Below are 15,303 nucleotides of genomic sequence, written 5' to 3'. Positions count from 1 at the left end.
CCGATCCTCGAGGACCGGTAAACGCTTTCCAACTTGTTCCAGTGTGCCACGGCCCGTCGACGAACCGCAAGCGCTTTCCCGCCGAACGGGAGCGTCAGCGTCTTTCGGCGCGATCCCGCTCGACGGCGCGCCCGGGGGTCGTGACACGGACCCGGTCGAGTGCGCACAGGTCGGGCGCTCCGCCGTCCGCCGCGTCGGCGAGCCGTTCCGCGGCGCCCGCGGGGAGGCGGATGCCGGCATCCGTGCGCAGCGGCAGGATCCACAGTTCCAGCTCCGTTCCCGGAAAGACCCCGAGGTCGTCCAGGTCGACGATGAAGGGCGAGCCGTCCCAGAAGCGGTCGGCGACGATGCGTCCGTCCGCGCGGAGGTGAGCGACGTCGCCGGCCCAGTCGATGCGCAGGGTCGCGTCGGGTCCGAGATTCGCGGGGAGCCGCAGGCGATGCACGGCGGCGCGCTCATCGATGACCGCGCGGGTGGGGGCGGTGTGCCGGCCGTCGCGCGCGCCGTATCCGCCGGGCTCCGGCGTCACCGCCGCCCGGATCTCCTCGGCGACCACCGGCGCCGTCCATCCGCTCGCCGGTGCGGCCCATTCCGGGCCCCGCCAGCCGCGATCGTCCGGCCGGTACTCCAGAACGTCCGGCGCCGGCGCCTCGGTCCTCACAGACACCGTGCCGACGGCATCCCATGTCAGCTCGTCGCGGGACACGAGCACACGTCGGTGCCCCGTCGCAGCATCCACGACCCACAGGTCTCTGGCCAGGTAAGCGGGCACGATCAGGATGTCGAGGGCGCCTCCGTGGCCTGTCACACGTTCCGGGGTGAGAGAGGGGCGCAGCGCGCGCACCTGCCCGTCGATCTCGGCGCGCACCTCGATTCCGGTGTCCTCGCGGAGGACGAGCGTGGGCACCCCACCGTCCCCGTCCCCGTCCCCGTCCCCGTCCCCGTCCCCGTCCCCGTCGAGGACCGTGACCAGCGACGCGCTCACCCACGCGACCTCCACGCCGCCGATGACCAGCCCGAGCGGCCAGCACGCGAGCGTGCCGGCGGGGATCGTCACCGCGCGGTCGGGCACCTCCCACGTCCGCTCGTCGGTCTCGACGCGGAAACGGATGCCGGGCAGATCGTCCAGCGGCTCGTACGGCTGCTGCCACCCGACGAAGAGGAACCCGCGCGTCCCGTCGCTGCGGACCGCCCACCGCGGCGTCGTGCGGTCGCGGACGCCCGCCGGAGCGACGTCCGGGAACGTCGTCGGCATCGGCGCGAGGTCGGAGCCGAACGCCTCGATCACGGCGTGCTGAAGGCGCAGCGCCGCGTGGGAGGGTGCGGCGCGGCCGGCCTCGCCGATCGGGGCGTGGAAGTCGTAGCTCAGGTCCGGCAGGTCGTTGGGGTACCCCGTCGCCTGGGTCTCCGCGGTGCCGGGGACGGGATTCGCGCCGCCGGCGTACATGTAGAGGCCCTGCCAGGCCGATCCGCTGCCGAGCTTCGCGTGCGCGACGGCGGCGATGTCGGGCGCCGCCGGGCGCGGGCGGCGGTGGTACGCGGTCGCCATCCCGCCGCCGACCTCGCAGGTGGCGCGGGGGAAGAGCTCGGAGGCCGCGGCCGCCGCGGCCAGCTCCGTGGCCCGCAGGTCGGCGCCGATCCCGGGATCGTCCCAGCGGTCGGAGAAGAAGAAGTGTGCGCGGAAGGTGTCGTCCCACGGCTGGTCGGGATCGACCCAGAAGCCGTCTCCGTACCCGCCCCACAGCGGCACGACCTCGCCCTCCGGAAGCTGCGCCGACCCCCACGCCGTCGCCGTCCACAGCGGAGCCGAGAGTCCGGAATCCCGGGCGAGCCCCTTCAGCGTGACGATGTGGTCGGGCTGGTCGTAGAGCTCGTTCTCCAGCTGGATGCCGAGGATGTTCTCGGGGTGCGCGCGGCCGCCGAGCGCCGTCCCCAGCGCGCCGAACCACTCTCGCACCACCGCGAGATAGGCGGGGTCGTCGGTGCGGTGCTCGACGGGGAGAGCCTGGACCCAGTCGGGGAACCCGCCGTTGCGGAGCTCCCCGTGCGCCCAGGGACCGATCCGCAGGACGAGCTCGAGGCCCTCGGCGCGGACGGCGTCCACGAACGCCGCGATGTCGAGCTCTCCGCGGAAGTCGGCCGGTCCCGGCTCGGGCTGGTGGTGAATCCACGGGACGTAGGTCGAGATCACATCGATCCCGCCCGCGCGCATGAGCCGGATCCGTTCGGTCCAGCGCGCGCGAGGGACCCGCGTGTAGTGCAGCTCTCCCGACACGGGGAGCCACGGCCGGCCGTCGCGGAGGAGCGCGGCGCTCGTGACCTCGAGACCCGGGCGCGCGTCGATGTCGTTCCCCATCGCGGGGCGCCGCACGGGCGCGTTGTCGCGGCGCACTCGCGCCCGTGCGGCCGAACTCACGCGGATCCCAGACGGACCGCAGCCCACGACACCGGCGGCAGTGCGACCGTGAGCTCGGCATCCGTCACGGAGGCATCCGCGCGCCGGACGCCGACGCGCTCGGTGTCGTCGAGCGTGTTGGCCGCGGCGAGGTCGTCCTCGTGCAGGAGGTGCGACTCGACGACGGAGAGCCCGTGGGCGCCGAGCGGCGACAGGTCCACCCGGACGTTCGCGGCGTCGCTCACGGAGCGGTTCACCAGGAACAGCGTCACGCCCTCGTCGTCGATCGTGGCCACGGCGTTGACCGCCGCGACATCGCCGAAACGGGCGCTCGGCACGGTTCCGGTGGTGACCGGCACCCGCACCGCGCGCCCCTGAGCCAGGCGCGAGGTGAGCGAGAACGGGAAGAACGTGGTCTGACGCCAGGTCGGGCCGCCCGGCTCGGTCATGATCGGCGCGATCACGTTGACCAGCTGCGCGAGGGATGCCGAGCGCACGCGGTCGGCGTGCTGGAGCAGGGTGATCATGAGGTCGCCGAACACGACGGCGTCCAGCGCGCTGTAGGAGTCCTCGAGCTGACGCGGGGCGATCGGCCACTCGTCGGGACCGTACTGCTTCTGCTGGGCCTCCCAGCGGTCGAGGTACCAGACGTTCCACTCGTCGAACGAGATCATGATCCGCTTGTCGCTGCCGCGGTCGGCCGCGACGTGGTCGGCGGTCGCGACGACCGACGCGATGAACCGCGCCATGTCCTCGCCCGAGGTGAGGAACTCCTGCGCGTCGCCGTCGCGCTCCTGGTAGTACGCGTGGCACGAGATGAAGTCGACATCGTCGAACGTGTGCTGCAGCACCTCGCGCTCCCACGAGCCGAAGGTCGGCATCGTGCGACCGGACGACCCGCACGCGACGAGTTCGATCGAGGGGTCGAGCTGGCGCATCGCCTTGGCGGTCCGCGAGGCGAGCTTGCCGTAGTCCTCGGCGTTGCGGTGACCGAGCTGCCAGGGCCCGTCCATCTCGTTGCCGAGGCACCACATCTTCACCGCGAAGGGCTCGGGGTGTCCGTTGGCCGCGCGCTGCTCGGTCCACGCCGTCGGGACGATCGTGTTCGCGTACTCGAGGAGGTCGAGGGCCTCCGCGGTTCCGCGGGTGCCGAGGTTGACGGCGAGCATCAGGTCGCTGCCCACCGCGTCGAGCCACTGCTGGAACTCGTGGAGGCCGATCCGATTCGTCTCGGTGGCGTGCCAGGCGAGGTCGAGTCGGCGCGGGCGCTCGTCGACCGGGCCGATGCCGTCCTCCCAGCGGTAGCCCGAGACGAAGTTGCCGCCGGGGTAGCGGATCGTGCTGACGCCGAGCTCGCGGACGAGCTCGATGACGTCCTGGCGGAATCCATTCTCGTCGGCGGTCGGGTGGCCGGGCTCGAAGATGCCGTCGTAGATGTGGCGTCCGAGATGCTCGACGAAGCCGCCGAAGATGCGGCGGTCGATCGGGGCGATCTCCAGGTAGGGGTCCAGGCGCGCGGTGGCGTCGGTCATGTCACTGCCTCTCTGCGGTGTGCGGGGGGTTATGTTGCGGACATCGCGTTATCCGTCACCTCAGGCTACGGGTACCGCGCGCCCTTCCGCAGGTGCAGCCGCCTGCTCCTCCGCGGCGCGGTTCGCCGCGACGCGGACGAAGGCCGCCTGCTGCGGCGCGAGCACCAGCTGATCGACGGACGCGCCTGTTTCGGCGTCGGTGCCGTCGATGTCGATCGACACGGCTGCGTCGGTGTGGTTGATGACGGTGACGAGATCGCCGCGGCGCGCGGCCTCCACCCCGGCCGGCAGGTTCTCCACGACGGGACGGATGCCGGCTCCCGCGACGATCGCGGCGACGATCGCGTCGATGCCCGCGGCATCCGGGAGGGTGGCGACGTACCAGGCCTCGCCCGCCCCGTGCCGGTGCCGGGTGAGGGCGGGGCCGCCCTCGGCGAGTCCGTCGGTGAAGCGCGCGAGCACGTCGGCTCCGTGCGCGTGGATGTGCTCGGCGACGAGACCGCCGTCGAAGTCGACGTCGCCGTAGCGGACGCCGACGCGGGCGGCATCCGTCGTCGCTCCGGGTGCGGGTGTCGTCAGCGCACCGACGCCCATGCCGCCGGCACCGCGCGCGGGGAGGGCACCGAAGTCCTCGAAGCGGATGCCGAACACCTCGCCGAGTCGGGTGAGGAACCCGCCGGGGAGGAACTGGTCGTGGGCGTCGACGATGTCCGTGAAGGGACCGCCGAGGAGCGTGCCGCCGTTCTCGACGAAGCGCGCCAGTGCGGCGGCGCCCTCGTCGCGGAGCAGGTAGAGCGCCGGCGCGAGGACGAGGTCGACGCGCTCTCGGGAGGCCTCCTCGGGGGCGATGATGTCGACTTGGATGCCGCGCGCGTGGAGTGCGCCGTACCAGTCGAGGCAGATCGCGAGGTAGTCCAGCAGCACCGGGTGGTCGCGTTCCTCGACCGCCCACCAGTTCTCCCAGTCGAACACGAGACCCACGCGCGCATCGGATCCCGGTGCGGGGGTGGGGAGGGTCGGGAGGGCGGCGAGACGCGCGCCCAAGTCGGTGACCGCGTCCCACGTGCGGGTCTCGGTTCCGGCGTGGGGGAGCATCGCCGAGTGGAACTTCTCGCTCCCCGCGCGGGACTGCCGCCACTGGAAGAACATGATCCCGTCGGCGCCGCGTCCGACCGACTGCGCGGTCTCGGCCATGAGCATGCCGGGCGACTTACCGGGGTTGGCGGGGCGCCAGTTGACGGCATCCGTCGCCTGCTCCCACAGCAGCCACGGCACGTCGGGCTTGAGGGAGCGGACGAGGTCGCGCTGGAACGCGGCGTCGCGCACCCGGTGGGGGTTCGCGGGATCCGGATAGCAGTCGTCAGCGATGACGTCCATGTGCGGCGCCCACCGGCGGTAGTCGGCCGGCTTGAACGGCCCCATGAAGTTCGTCGTGATCGGCTGGGTCGCCCCGGCCTCCTGCAGGATGCGGCGCTCGGCGAGGTAGCACTCCAGCAGCATGTCGCTGGTGAAGCGGCGCCAGTCGAGCATCGACGACGGGTTGTGGCTGTAGGGGGCGAGGCGCGGCGGGAAGATCTCGTCGAACGAGCCGTACCGCTGCGACCAGAAGCTCGTCCCCCACGCCTCGTTCAGAGCGGCGATGCTCGTGTACTTCTCGCGCAGCCACACGCGGTACGCGTCGCGCGCGGCATCCGAGAAGTCCATCGGGAGGTGGCAGCCGAACTCGTTTCCGACGTGCCACATGACGACGGCCGGGTGGTGGACGTATCGCTCCGCCAAGCGCCGGACGAGCTCGCCCGCGAGGCGCCGGTAAACGGGGGAGGACGGGGCGAAGTGCTGGCGGCTCCCGGGCCAGTACGACGCGCCGCTCTGATCGGCCGGCAGCGTCTCGGGGTAGTTCGCGCTGACCCACGGCGGGGGCGAGGCAGTGGCGGTGGCGAGGTTCACCCGGATGCCGCCGGCGTGCAGGGTGTCGATGACGGTGTCGAGCCAGGCGAAGTCCCACACGCCCTCGGCGGGCTGGATGCGCGACCACGCGAAGATGCCGAGGCTGACGATGTTGACCCCTGCCTCCTGCATGAGACTGACGTCTTCGGCCCAGACCTCCTCGGGCCACTGGTCCGGGTTGTAGTCGGCGCCGTAGAACACGTCGGTTACTCCTGTCACGGGAAGAAAAGGGGGGGGCGAGCGTCAGCCGCGTCGGCGCGGGCGCTGGGGGACGGCCATCGCCGCGAGCGCCGTGCACCCGAGGGCGGCGACGATCAGCGGCAGGAGCACCCACGTCACGACGACCGCGAAGACGACGGTGGCGAGCAGGTAGGCGGCGCCCCCCGGATCCGCCACCAGGGCGCGCGGGGTCGCGCGGACCGCCGAGCGCCAGCCGCGCTCCGGTGTCCACAGCGTCGCGGACGCGAGGACGACGAGCGCCGTCGCGGCCAGGCCCGCCCAGCTGACGGCCTCGACGACGGGGCCGCCGGGGAGGAATCCGCTCCGGGCGAGGTCGATGTCGAGCAGCAGCACAAGGGTGGCGACGACGGAGATCACCCCGACGACCAGCCCGCCCGGGAGGGCGCGGCGGATGTCGCGGAAGAACGTCCGCGCGTGCGACTCCTCGGCCGAGGCGAAGCGCCGGAGGTGACGGATGCCGGCCGCCAGTGCCGCGGGAAGCGTCACGAGCGGCAGCGAGACCACGGTGATGAGAAGCCCGACGAGCAGCACCTCTCCGAACAGGGCGAAGCGTGCCGTCGCGCCGGGGTTCCGGGCGATCTCGTGCCCCTCGGGCGTGGGGCCGGCGCCGGAGAGCGCCTCGCGCTTCGCCGCGCGCTCCTCGGCGCGGGCCGACATCCGGGGGCGGGCCACGATCAGCCCTTCAGACCCTGCGTGGCGACGCCGTCGACGAGGAAGCGCTGGAAGACGATGAAGAACAGCAGCACCGGGACGAGGGCGATGAAGCTCGCGGTGACGGTCGCGCCGTAGTCGCTCGTCGAGGTCTGGTCGTTCCACAGGCGCAGCGCGATCGGCAGCGGGTAGTTGTCCGGGCTCGTCAGATAGAGGAGCGGGCCGAGGAAGTCGTTCCAGCTCCAGATGAACGCGAAGATGGCGCACGTGATGAGGGCCGGGCGGATGAGCGGCACGATGATGGCCCAGAAGATCCGGATGTGCCCGGCCCCGTCGATGCGCGCTGCCTCGTCCATGTCACGCGGCATCTGGCGCATGAATTGCACCAGGAGGAAGACGAAGAAGGCTTCGGTGGCGAGGAACTTCGGCAGCACCAACGGCCAGAAGGTATCGATCATGTCGAGCGAGTTGAACAGCAGGTACTGCGGGATGATCACGACGTGGAACGGCAGGAGGAGCGTGCCGATCATGGCCGCGAAGAGGATGCCGAGCCCCTTGAACTGGATACGGGCGAACGCGTACGCCGCGAGTGCCGACGACATGACCGTGCCGATGACGGCGAGGACCGCCAGGATCAGCGAGTTGGCGAAGAAGCGCCACATCGGGATGCCGGCGATGCCCTCCATGACGGTGACGTAGTTCTGCACCGTGGGGCTCTCGGGCAGGAGGGCCGGGTTCTGCCCGAACTCGGCGTTCGGCTTGAACGTCGCGAAGAGGAGCCACACAAGCGGGTAGAGGACGATCGCGGTGATCACGGCGAGCACCACGAACCACACCACCGTTTGCCACGTCTTGCGCTTGACCCGCCGCCGAGCGGGTCGCGGGGCCGCGTCGCCCTGCTCGAGGTCCTGCTGCTCGAGGACCTGCACGGACGGTTCGCCGAAGGATGCGGAGCTCATCGGTTGTCTCCCGAGTAGTGGACCCAGTTCTTCTGGGTGCGGAACAGGATGAGGGCGATGATCGCGACGACGATCATCAGGGCCCACGCAATCGCGGCGGCATAGCCGTATTGGCCATCGGAGAACCCGCGCTTGTAGAGGTAGAGCGTGATGAAGTTCGTCATGCCGGCGGGGCCGCCGGTGCCGTTGGAGATGATGTACGCCGACGCGAAGACCTGGAAGGCGCCGATGAGGCCGAGCAGCAGGTTGAAGAAGATCACGGGCGAGAGCATGGGCAGGGTGACGGCGCGGAAGCGATGCCACGGGCCGGCGCCGTCCATCTCGGCGGCCTCGTAAAGCTCTTTGGGGATCTGCTTGAGGCCGGCGAGGAAGATGACCATCGTTGCGCCGAACTGCCAGACCGCGAGGATGATCATCGCGGGGAGCACGAGGGACGGGTTGCCGATCCACGATCCGAGGTTGATGCCGAAGAAGCTCAGGAACCCGTCGACCGGGCCGTCACCCGAGAACATCGCCCGCCACACGATCGCGACCGAGACGGATGCGCCGATGAGCGAGGGGGCGTAGAAGGCCGAGCGGAAGAACGCCGCTCCGCGGTCACGGTAGTTCAGAAGCATGGCCACGGCGAGCGCGGCGGCCAGCATGATCGGGGTGCCCACGAGGACATAGACGAGGGTGATCCAGGCGGACTGGATGAACTGCGGGTCGTTGGTGAAGAGTCGGACGTAGTTGTCGATACCGACCCACTGCGGCGGCTGGAAGATGTTGTACCGCGTGAACGAGAGATACAGCGAGTACACCATCGGCACGATCGTGAGGCCGAAGAAGCCGATGAGCCACGGGACGAGGAACCCGTAGCCGGCGAGAGTCTCCTTGCGTTGGCGAACGCGCTGACCCGGACGAGCGGCGGGCGCCTCCGGGCGCTGCCTCGGGCTCAGCGACCGCTTCGAGGTCTTCCCGGTGACGATGACCCTCGTCGTTGTCGTGCTCACGGATGCTCCTGGTCTCGAGATGGAGGGTGGGGCGGGAGGAGGCCCGAGCGTTCTGCCCGGGCCCCCTCGTCGCTCACGAGTTGTTGCTGAGGACGACGTCCATCTCGGTGAAGAAGCGGTCGACCGCGTCCTCGACGGAGATGGTGCCGAAGCCGAGCTCCTGGCCGAGGACCCGGAACTCCTCCTCGAGCGTGCCGTAGCCGACGATCGGCACCGGCGGGGCGTCGCCCAGGCGGTCCTGGATCGAGGCCTCATAGTCGCGGATCTGCTCGCTCAGCGGGTCGAGGTCGGCGGCGTCCAGCGCGGTCGCGGAGGCCGGGAGGCCGCGGTTCGTGCCGAAGATCTCGCCCGACTGCGGCGAGTTGACCAGGAAGTCCACGAGGGTCGCGGCGGCCTCCGGGTGATCGGTGTTGGCGGCGATCGAGTGCAGCATCGAGGGCTTCAGGTACAGATCCTGCGCCCCCTCGACGGTGATGGGCGGGGCGACGAGACCGAGCTCGGGGTAGCCCTCGCCCAGCTCGCCGAGGTAGCCGGCGCCGAAGTTGTCCCACGTCAGCTCACTCGCGGTCAGAGCAGCACCGAAGCCGGACGTCGGGAAGATCTCCTCGAGGCGCTGGGCCGAGATGACCGCGCCCGAGGCGATGACCTCTTGGCCGTCCTCCCAGAACTCCGCCAGGCGGGCCTCGTCGAAGCCGGGCTCGCCGTCCTCGGTGAACAGGGCGCCACCCTCGGCGCGCAGCTGGATCTCGAAGTTCTGGATGCGGCCGGCGTAGTCCGAGCCGCCCCAGACCTCTCCGCCGCTGGCCTCGGTGACCTCGCCCATCCAGGCGGCGTAGTCGTCCCACGTTCCACCGGCGAACTCGTCGACGCCGACCTCGGCGAGGAGGGTCGGGTTCGTGTACATGCCCCACGCGTTGGTCGAGGTGGCGATGCCGTAGGTCGTGCCGCCGACCACGCCGATGTCGAGGATGTTCTGGGGGATCGGGTCGGTCTGGATGACGTTGCCGAGGTAGGGGTCGAGGTCGAGCAGCAGCCCGTTCTCGGAGTACTGCCGGAGGTAGGAGTAGTCGAACTGCATGACGTCAGGGAGGTTCCCGCCGGCTGCCTCGGTCTGACGGCGCTCCCAGAAGGCGGGGAAGTCGAGGAACGAGGAGTTGACCGTGATGTTCGGGTACTCCTCCTCGAACGCGGCGATCGCCTCGTTGTACATCTCAGCGCGCACGTCGTTGCCCCAGAAGGCGAGGTCGAGCGTCACCTCCTCGTCGGGGTCGAGGGTTCCCGCCGGCTCGCTGCCGCCGGCGCAGCCGGCCAGGGCCAGGGCGGCACCGGTCGCGACGGCGATCCCGGTGATGGCCCGCTTCTTGCTGAACATCCTTGTCCTCTCTTGACGTCTGCGTCCGATTCTCGCGCTCGCGACGTCCGTGTCCGATGGTGCGGTGTGAGCGTCTCCGGTGCTTCAGGGTGCTGGAAAGCGCTTGCCCGCTACGCTACCCCGCGCAAAAACGTTTCGCAAGGGTCTGAGCCGAAATCTTGTAACGATTCATGACCGTCGGCAGATGAGTGTGCCGTCCGCGTCGATGCGCAGTGTCGCCACGTGCACGGCGCTGCGTCGCGCGGCGTCCGGCGCGGCATCCGCGATCTCGTGCCCGTCCCACCAGGGGTGCGTGAAGTAGTACAGCCGGGCGGTGTCGGTCTCGGCGTCGACGACGACCATTCCGTGCCGCCCGACCTGCACGCCGAGGTCCGCGGGGCCGTGCTCGCCGAGGATGACGGCATCCGCTCCACCCTGTCTCGTCCAGGCGATCGCGTCGTCGGAGGTGTACACGGCCATGCCGCGCCACTCGTCGGTGAGGAGGAACCACCGGCCGGAGAGGGTGAAGGCGTACGGACCCTCGTGGGGCCGGCCCGCGATCGCCGTCCCCTCACTCCGCCACGACACGAGATCGTCGGATGCCGCGACCTTCGTCACCGAGTCCGCGGCCTCGTCCTTATACCAGAGGCGCCACAGCCCGTCGGGGCAGCGGGCGACGGCGGCATCGATGACCCGATCGCCGTCGAGGGCGAGGGGGCCCTGCCGCTCCCACGTCGCGAGGTCGTCGGAGGCGTACGCGACGATGTGTCGCGCGTGGCCCGGCCAGGCGTCCGGGATCCCGTCGATCTCGGTGAGGAACATGCGCCAGCGCGCGCCGTCGTGGATGACCTCCGGTGCCCAGTGGGTCTCGGTGACCGTGACGGGCGGGCCGTCGGGGTCGAGGGCGAGTCCGGCGGGGGTGGGCTCGAGGGTGCCGGCGTAATCCCACCGCAGGCCGTCGGCGGAGTGTGCGACGCCGATGCGGCTCCCGTGCACCCACGCGACGCTGGGTCCGGGGGCGGGATGGCTCGCCCGGCGCTGCGTGTAGAACATCCACCACGTGCCGTCGGTGGCACGCACCACCGTCGGGTCGGTCGCGCCGTCGTAGACGGGGTCGCGGTAGATCTCGCCCGGCGCAGGTGCGTCGGCGTCCGGCACGAGCGCCCCCTCAGCCACGAAGGTCACGGACAGGGCTCGCGAAGCCCCGGCGGTGCGTGGGGTGGGTCGCGAGGTCGTCGGGGGTGACCGGGCGCCCGTCGGCGGCGGCCGAGGCGTACACGGCGGCGACGAGTTCGAACGAGCGTGCGGGGGCGTCGGCGGTCGGAGGGAGGGGCGCGCCGGTGCGGAGGGCCGCGAAGACATCGCGCATCAGGGGATCGTGTCCGCTGGGTTCCTCGACGTCGGGGAGCGCCCATGCGGCGGCCTCGTCCTCGAATCCGGGTGCGGGGGTGATCCTCCAGTTGTCGTGCCCGTGGCCGTACAGGTGGTCCACCGTGACGGTGGCCTTCTGGGTGTCGATGCGGATCGTGCTGATCTCGCGCGGCGAGACGGCGCTCGTGATCATCTGCGCCACGGTGCCCTGCGCGAACCGGATCGTCGCCGTCGAGACGTCCTCGGTCGCGGTCTCCCGGTCCATCCGCCACAGGCGGGCCTCCACCTCCGCCCAGTCGCCGAGGAGGAAGGCCAGCAGATCCAGCTGATGGATGCCGTGCCCGAGCGTCGGACCGCCGCCCTCGGTCTCCCATTTCCCGCGCCACGGCACGGCGAAGTAGTCGGCGTTGCGGAACCACAGCGTCTGGCACAGGGCGACGAGGGGGCGCCCCAGGGAGCCTGCGTCGAGGAGGCGCTTCACGTGCGCGGCGGCGGTGCCGGTGCGCTGCTGGAACACGACGGCGAGCCGACGGTCGGCCGCGGTCGCGGCCGCGCGCATCGCGTCGAGCTCGTCGAGGCTGGGTGCCGGAGGCTTCTCGACGACCACGTGGGCGCCCGATTCGAGGGCGGCGATCGCCTGCGCCGGGTGCGCGACGGGCGGCGTGCACACGTGCACGACGTCGGGTGCGGCATCCGCTAGCAGCGTGTCGAGGTCGTCGAACACGGCGACGCCCTCGCGGCCGGCGACGAACGCCTCGGCGGAGGAGCGCGAGAGGTCGGTCACGGCGACGAGCGTCGCCTCGGGGTCGGCGTCGATCGCATGGAGGTGGGCGTGGGCGATCGCGCCGGTGCCGACGATGGCGCAGCGCAGGGGCTCGGTCATGCGGGGGTCCTTTCCGAGGTGGTGGGTCGGGTCACGGCGCGATCCCCGACTGGGTCGCGTGCAGGTGCGCGTAGCGTCCGGAGCGCGCGAGCAGGTCGTCGTGCGCGCCCTCCTCGACGATCTCGCCGTGCTCCAGCACGACGATGCGGTCCGCCTGCCGGATGGTGGAGAGCCGGTGTGCGACGACGAGGGTCGTCCTGCCGCGCATGAGGCGCGTCAGGGCGCTCTTGACCAGCTCCTCCGATTCGGGGTCGAGGGCGCTCGTCGCCTCGTCGAGCAGGAGGATCCGGGGGTCGCGGACGAGGGCGCGCGCGATCGCGAGGCGCTGCCGCTGGCCGCCGGACAGGCGTGCGCCGCGCTCGCCGACCACCGTGTCCCAGCCCTCGGGCAGTCGGTCGACGAACTCCGCCGCGTTCGCGTCGACGAGGGCGGCGCGGATGCGGTCGTCCTCGACGTCGTCGCGACCGTAGGCGATGTTCTCGCGGATCGTGCCCTCGAAGAGAACCGACTCCTGCGGGACGACCGAGACGTGACGCCGGGCGGTGCGCAGATCCAGCTCCTGCATGTCCGCGCCGTCGAGGAGGATGCGTCCGGACGTGGGGCGGACGAACCCGAGCACGAGGTTGAGCATCGTCGACTTGCCCGACCCGGACGACCCGACGAAGGCGACGGTCTCGCCCGCGGCGATCGACAGCGACACGTCGTGGACGGCATCCCGATCCGCGTCCGGGTAGCGGTGGCTCACCCGCTCGAGGTCGAGGCGGCCGGAGACCTCCGAAACCGCGCGCTTGCCCTCGTTCTGCTCGAGGTCCGGCTCCTGCAGCACCTCGGCGATGGAGCGCATGGACTCCAGACCCCGGGCGCCGACCGGGATGAGCATCAGCAACGCGGTGAGGCCCTGGGTCAGCAGGGTGAAGTAGGTCGAGAGCAGGACGACTTCGCCGGGGGTGATCGGAAGGATGCCGGAGAGGGAGAAGACCGCGGCGAGCACGAGGCATCCGAGTCCGAGCAGCTGCATGCTCACCCACGACAGCGACGCGACGTGTCCGTTGAGCATGTCGAGGTGCAGGCCCGCCCGACGGACGCCGTCGGCGCCGGTCGCCACCCGCGAGACCGCCGTGCGCTCCAGGCCGTGGGCGCGGGTGACCGGGATGAGCGAGGCCATCTCGCCGACGCGCGCGGCGAAGCCCTCGACCTCGCGCCGGAAGACCTCGTTGCGCACGCGCGAGCGGCGCCCGAGCACCCAGCGGAGGCCCAGGGCGATCGGCACGGCGAGGGCGTAGACGGGGAGGAACTCCGGCACCGCGATCGCGGTCATCGCCAGTGCTCCGCCGAGCACCATGAGCGACGACAGCAGGGGGTGCGTCACCTGCTGCAGCATGAGCTCGACGTTCTCGACGTCGCGCACGACCTTGGTCTGCACGATCGAGGAGCTCACCCGCGTGTGGTAGCCGATCGACAGACTCTGCAGGCGCGCGGCGAGGGCGTTCCGCAGGTCTGCGCCGGTGTCGCGGACGACGGTCATGAAGTTCCGGGTGTAGACGATGTGCATCGGGTAGTTCTGCAGCAGCAGGATGCCGGCGATCGTGAACCAGCCCAGCACGGTCTGCACGTCGCCCCCGGTGGCGACGATGTCGATGATCTCGGCGGTCACCACGGGAAGGAACCACAGCGGGATCTCCTTCACCGTGAACGCGAGGATGGCGGCGGTCATCCGCGCGGGTCGACGCGCCAGCAGGCGCAGCACGGAGCGCGCCGGACGGTGGCCGTCCACGACGCGGACGGCGTCGGTAAGCGCTTTCTGACTCATGCGGCCATGCTACGCCGAGAGACGGGTGCGGCGTCACCCGGAGCCGGTCGAGGCGCGCACGATGAGCTCCGGCGCGTAGACGACAGCGGGGTCGGCGGGGGGCGTCTCGCCGGCGATCGCGGCGAGGAGGAGTTCCGCTGCGCGCCGACCCATCTCGCGCGCCGGCTGGCGGATGCTGGTGAGGGGGACGGTCGCGATCGCGGCGAACTCGATGTCGTCGTAGCCGACGACGGCGATGTCCTCGGGGACGCGGACGCCGTGCGAGAGGAGGCCGTGCACCAGGCCGATCGCGAGGTGGTCGTTCGAGGTGACGATGCCGTCGGGTCGCGACGCGGCATCCCGCGCGGCGATCTCCGCGCCGAACGCGATGCCCGTCTCCGACGTGGTGCGCCGCGTCCAGATCGGCTCGACCGTGGCGTCGGCGACCCGGGCGACGGCCGCCCGGGCGCCCGCGAGGCGCTCGCGCACCTGGCGCACCTCCTCGCGCGCGCCGACGAACGCGAGGCGGCGCCGTCCGCGTCCGAGGAGGTGCTCGGCGGCGAGCCGCCCGCCGGCGACATCGTCGAACGACACGGACGGGAGGATGCCGGCGTCGTCGACGGCGTCGACCATCACGACCGGCACACCGCGGGCGCGCAGGCGTGCGATGCCGGGGCCCGGGTCTCCGAACGGACTCACCAGTGCACCCTCCACCTGCACGCGGTCGAAGAGCTCGAGGTGGTGGCGCTCGCGATCGGCGTCGTCGCTGGCGTTTCCGACGAGGACGCTGAGTCCCGCGGCCGCCGCGGCATCCTCGGCGCCGGCGACCAGCTCGGCGAAGAAGGGGTTGGCGATGTTGATCACCGTCATGCCGAGCAGCCCGCTGCGCCCGGCGCGGAGCTGGCGCGCGGCGTGCAGCGGCACATAGCCGAGCTCGTCGGCGATGCCGCGGATCCGGGTCCCCAGGGCGTCGCTCACCTGCTCCGGGCGGTTGAGTGCGTTGCTGACGGTGCTGATCGACACGCCCGCGCGTGCGGCCACATCACGGATGCCCACGCGCTTCATCACGGCCGCCTCGGTGTCGGTCCCCCGCGCCGACGCGAAGGAAAAACGTTTCGGCCGAGGCTAACCCAGCCGTGCGCCGCCGCCAAACCGCCGCGCTGACGCTCTCGTGCGGCGCTCGCCGCCGCCTC

At 71.3% G+C, this 15,303-nt stretch carries 11 protein-coding genes; all 11 read right to left on the bottom strand.

Annotated elements, in window-relative coordinates; genetic code table 11:
- Positions 1-94 precede the first annotated feature (94 nt).
- Positions 95-2,416, bottom strand: a complete 2,322-nt coding sequence (locus ABXJ56_RS04520; RefSeq protein ID WP_353998526.1) for a beta-galactosidase — start codon at positions 2,414-2,416, stop codon at positions 95-97.
- Entirely contained in the window at positions 2,413-3,927 is a 1,515-nt protein-coding gene (locus tag ABXJ56_RS04515) for an alpha-N-arabinofuranosidase (protein WP_353998525.1), read from the bottom strand. Before ABXJ56_RS04515 ends, ABXJ56_RS04520 begins: the two co-directional genes overlap by 4 nt.
- A 60-nt stretch (positions 3,928-3,987) precedes the next feature.
- On the bottom strand, positions 3,988-6,093 hold the full coding sequence (locus ABXJ56_RS04510; RefSeq protein WP_353998524.1) for a beta-galactosidase: 2,106 nt from the start codon (positions 6,091-6,093) through the stop codon (positions 3,988-3,990).
- 24 nt (positions 6,094-6,117) lie between these two features.
- The gene (locus ABXJ56_RS04505) at positions 6,118-6,786 is read right to left on the bottom strand and encodes a hypothetical protein (protein ID WP_353998523.1); all 669 of its coding nucleotides are present in this window, start codon (positions 6,784-6,786) and stop codon (positions 6,118-6,120) included.
- A 2-nt stretch (positions 6,787-6,788) separates the two neighbouring features.
- Entirely contained in the window at positions 6,789-7,724 is a 936-nt protein-coding gene (locus ABXJ56_RS04500; RefSeq protein ID WP_353998522.1) for a carbohydrate ABC transporter permease, read from the bottom strand.
- On the bottom strand, positions 7,721-8,716 hold the full coding sequence (locus ABXJ56_RS04495; protein WP_353998521.1) for a carbohydrate ABC transporter permease: 996 nt from the start codon (positions 8,714-8,716) through the stop codon (positions 7,721-7,723). Before ABXJ56_RS04495 ends, ABXJ56_RS04500 begins: the two co-directional genes overlap by 4 nt.
- Before the next feature lie 73 nt (positions 8,717-8,789).
- Positions 8,790-10,088, bottom strand: coding sequence for an ABC transporter substrate-binding protein (locus ABXJ56_RS04490; RefSeq protein WP_353998520.1), 1,299 nt, complete (start codon positions 10,086-10,088; stop codon positions 8,790-8,792).
- 168 nt (positions 10,089-10,256) lie between these two features.
- Positions 10,257-11,225 carry a hypothetical protein gene (locus ABXJ56_RS04485; RefSeq protein WP_353998519.1) on the bottom strand — a complete coding sequence of 323 codons (969 nt, stop codon included), beginning with the start codon at positions 11,223-11,225 and terminating at the stop codon, positions 10,257-10,259.
- 10 nt (positions 11,226-11,235) lie between these two features.
- Positions 11,236-12,321: a Gfo/Idh/MocA family protein gene (locus tag ABXJ56_RS04480; RefSeq protein ID WP_353998518.1), complete on the bottom strand. Its 1,086-nt coding sequence runs from the start codon at positions 12,319-12,321 to the stop codon at positions 11,236-11,238.
- 31 nt (positions 12,322-12,352) lie between these two features.
- The gene (locus ABXJ56_RS04475; RefSeq protein WP_353998517.1) at positions 12,353-14,131 is read right to left on the bottom strand and encodes an ABC transporter ATP-binding protein; all 1,779 of its coding nucleotides are present in this window, start codon (positions 14,129-14,131) and stop codon (positions 12,353-12,355) included.
- Positions 14,132-14,164: 33 nt separating this feature from the next.
- A complete protein-coding gene (locus ABXJ56_RS04470; protein ID WP_353998516.1) occupies positions 14,165-15,175 on the bottom strand; it encodes a LacI family DNA-binding transcriptional regulator in 1,011 nt (336 codons plus the stop codon).
- Positions 15,176-15,303 lie beyond the last annotated feature (128 nt).

It is taken from the genome of Microbacterium aurantiacum, from assembly GCF_040532595.1.
Taxonomy (GTDB): domain Bacteria; phylum Actinomycetota; class Actinomycetes; order Actinomycetales; family Microbacteriaceae; genus Microbacterium; species Microbacterium chocolatum_B.
This window is presented reverse-complemented; position numbering and strand designations above follow the sequence as displayed.

Coding starts and splice junctions, on each gene's coding strand:
- ABXJ56_RS04515 (WP_353998525.1), bottom strand. CDS start 3,927: ATGACCGACGCCACCGCGCGCCTGGACCCCTACCTGGAGATCGCCCCG.
- ABXJ56_RS04500 (WP_353998522.1), bottom strand. CDS start 7,724: ATGAGCTCCGCATCCTTCGGCGAACCGTCCGTGCAGGTCCTCGAGCAG.
- ABXJ56_RS04490 (WP_353998520.1), bottom strand. CDS start 10,088: ATGTTCAGCAAGAAGCGGGCCATCACCGGGATCGCCGTCGCGACCGGT.
- ABXJ56_RS04480 (WP_353998518.1), bottom strand. CDS start 12,321: ATGACCGAGCCCCTGCGCTGCGCCATCGTCGGCACCGGCGCGATCGCC.
- ABXJ56_RS04475 (WP_353998517.1), bottom strand. CDS start 14,131: ATGAGTCAGAAAGCGCTTACCGACGCCGTCCGCGTCGTGGACGGCCAC.
- ABXJ56_RS04470 (WP_353998516.1), bottom strand. CDS start 15,175: ATGAAGCGCGTGGGCATCCGTGATGTGGCCGCACGCGCGGGCGTGTCG.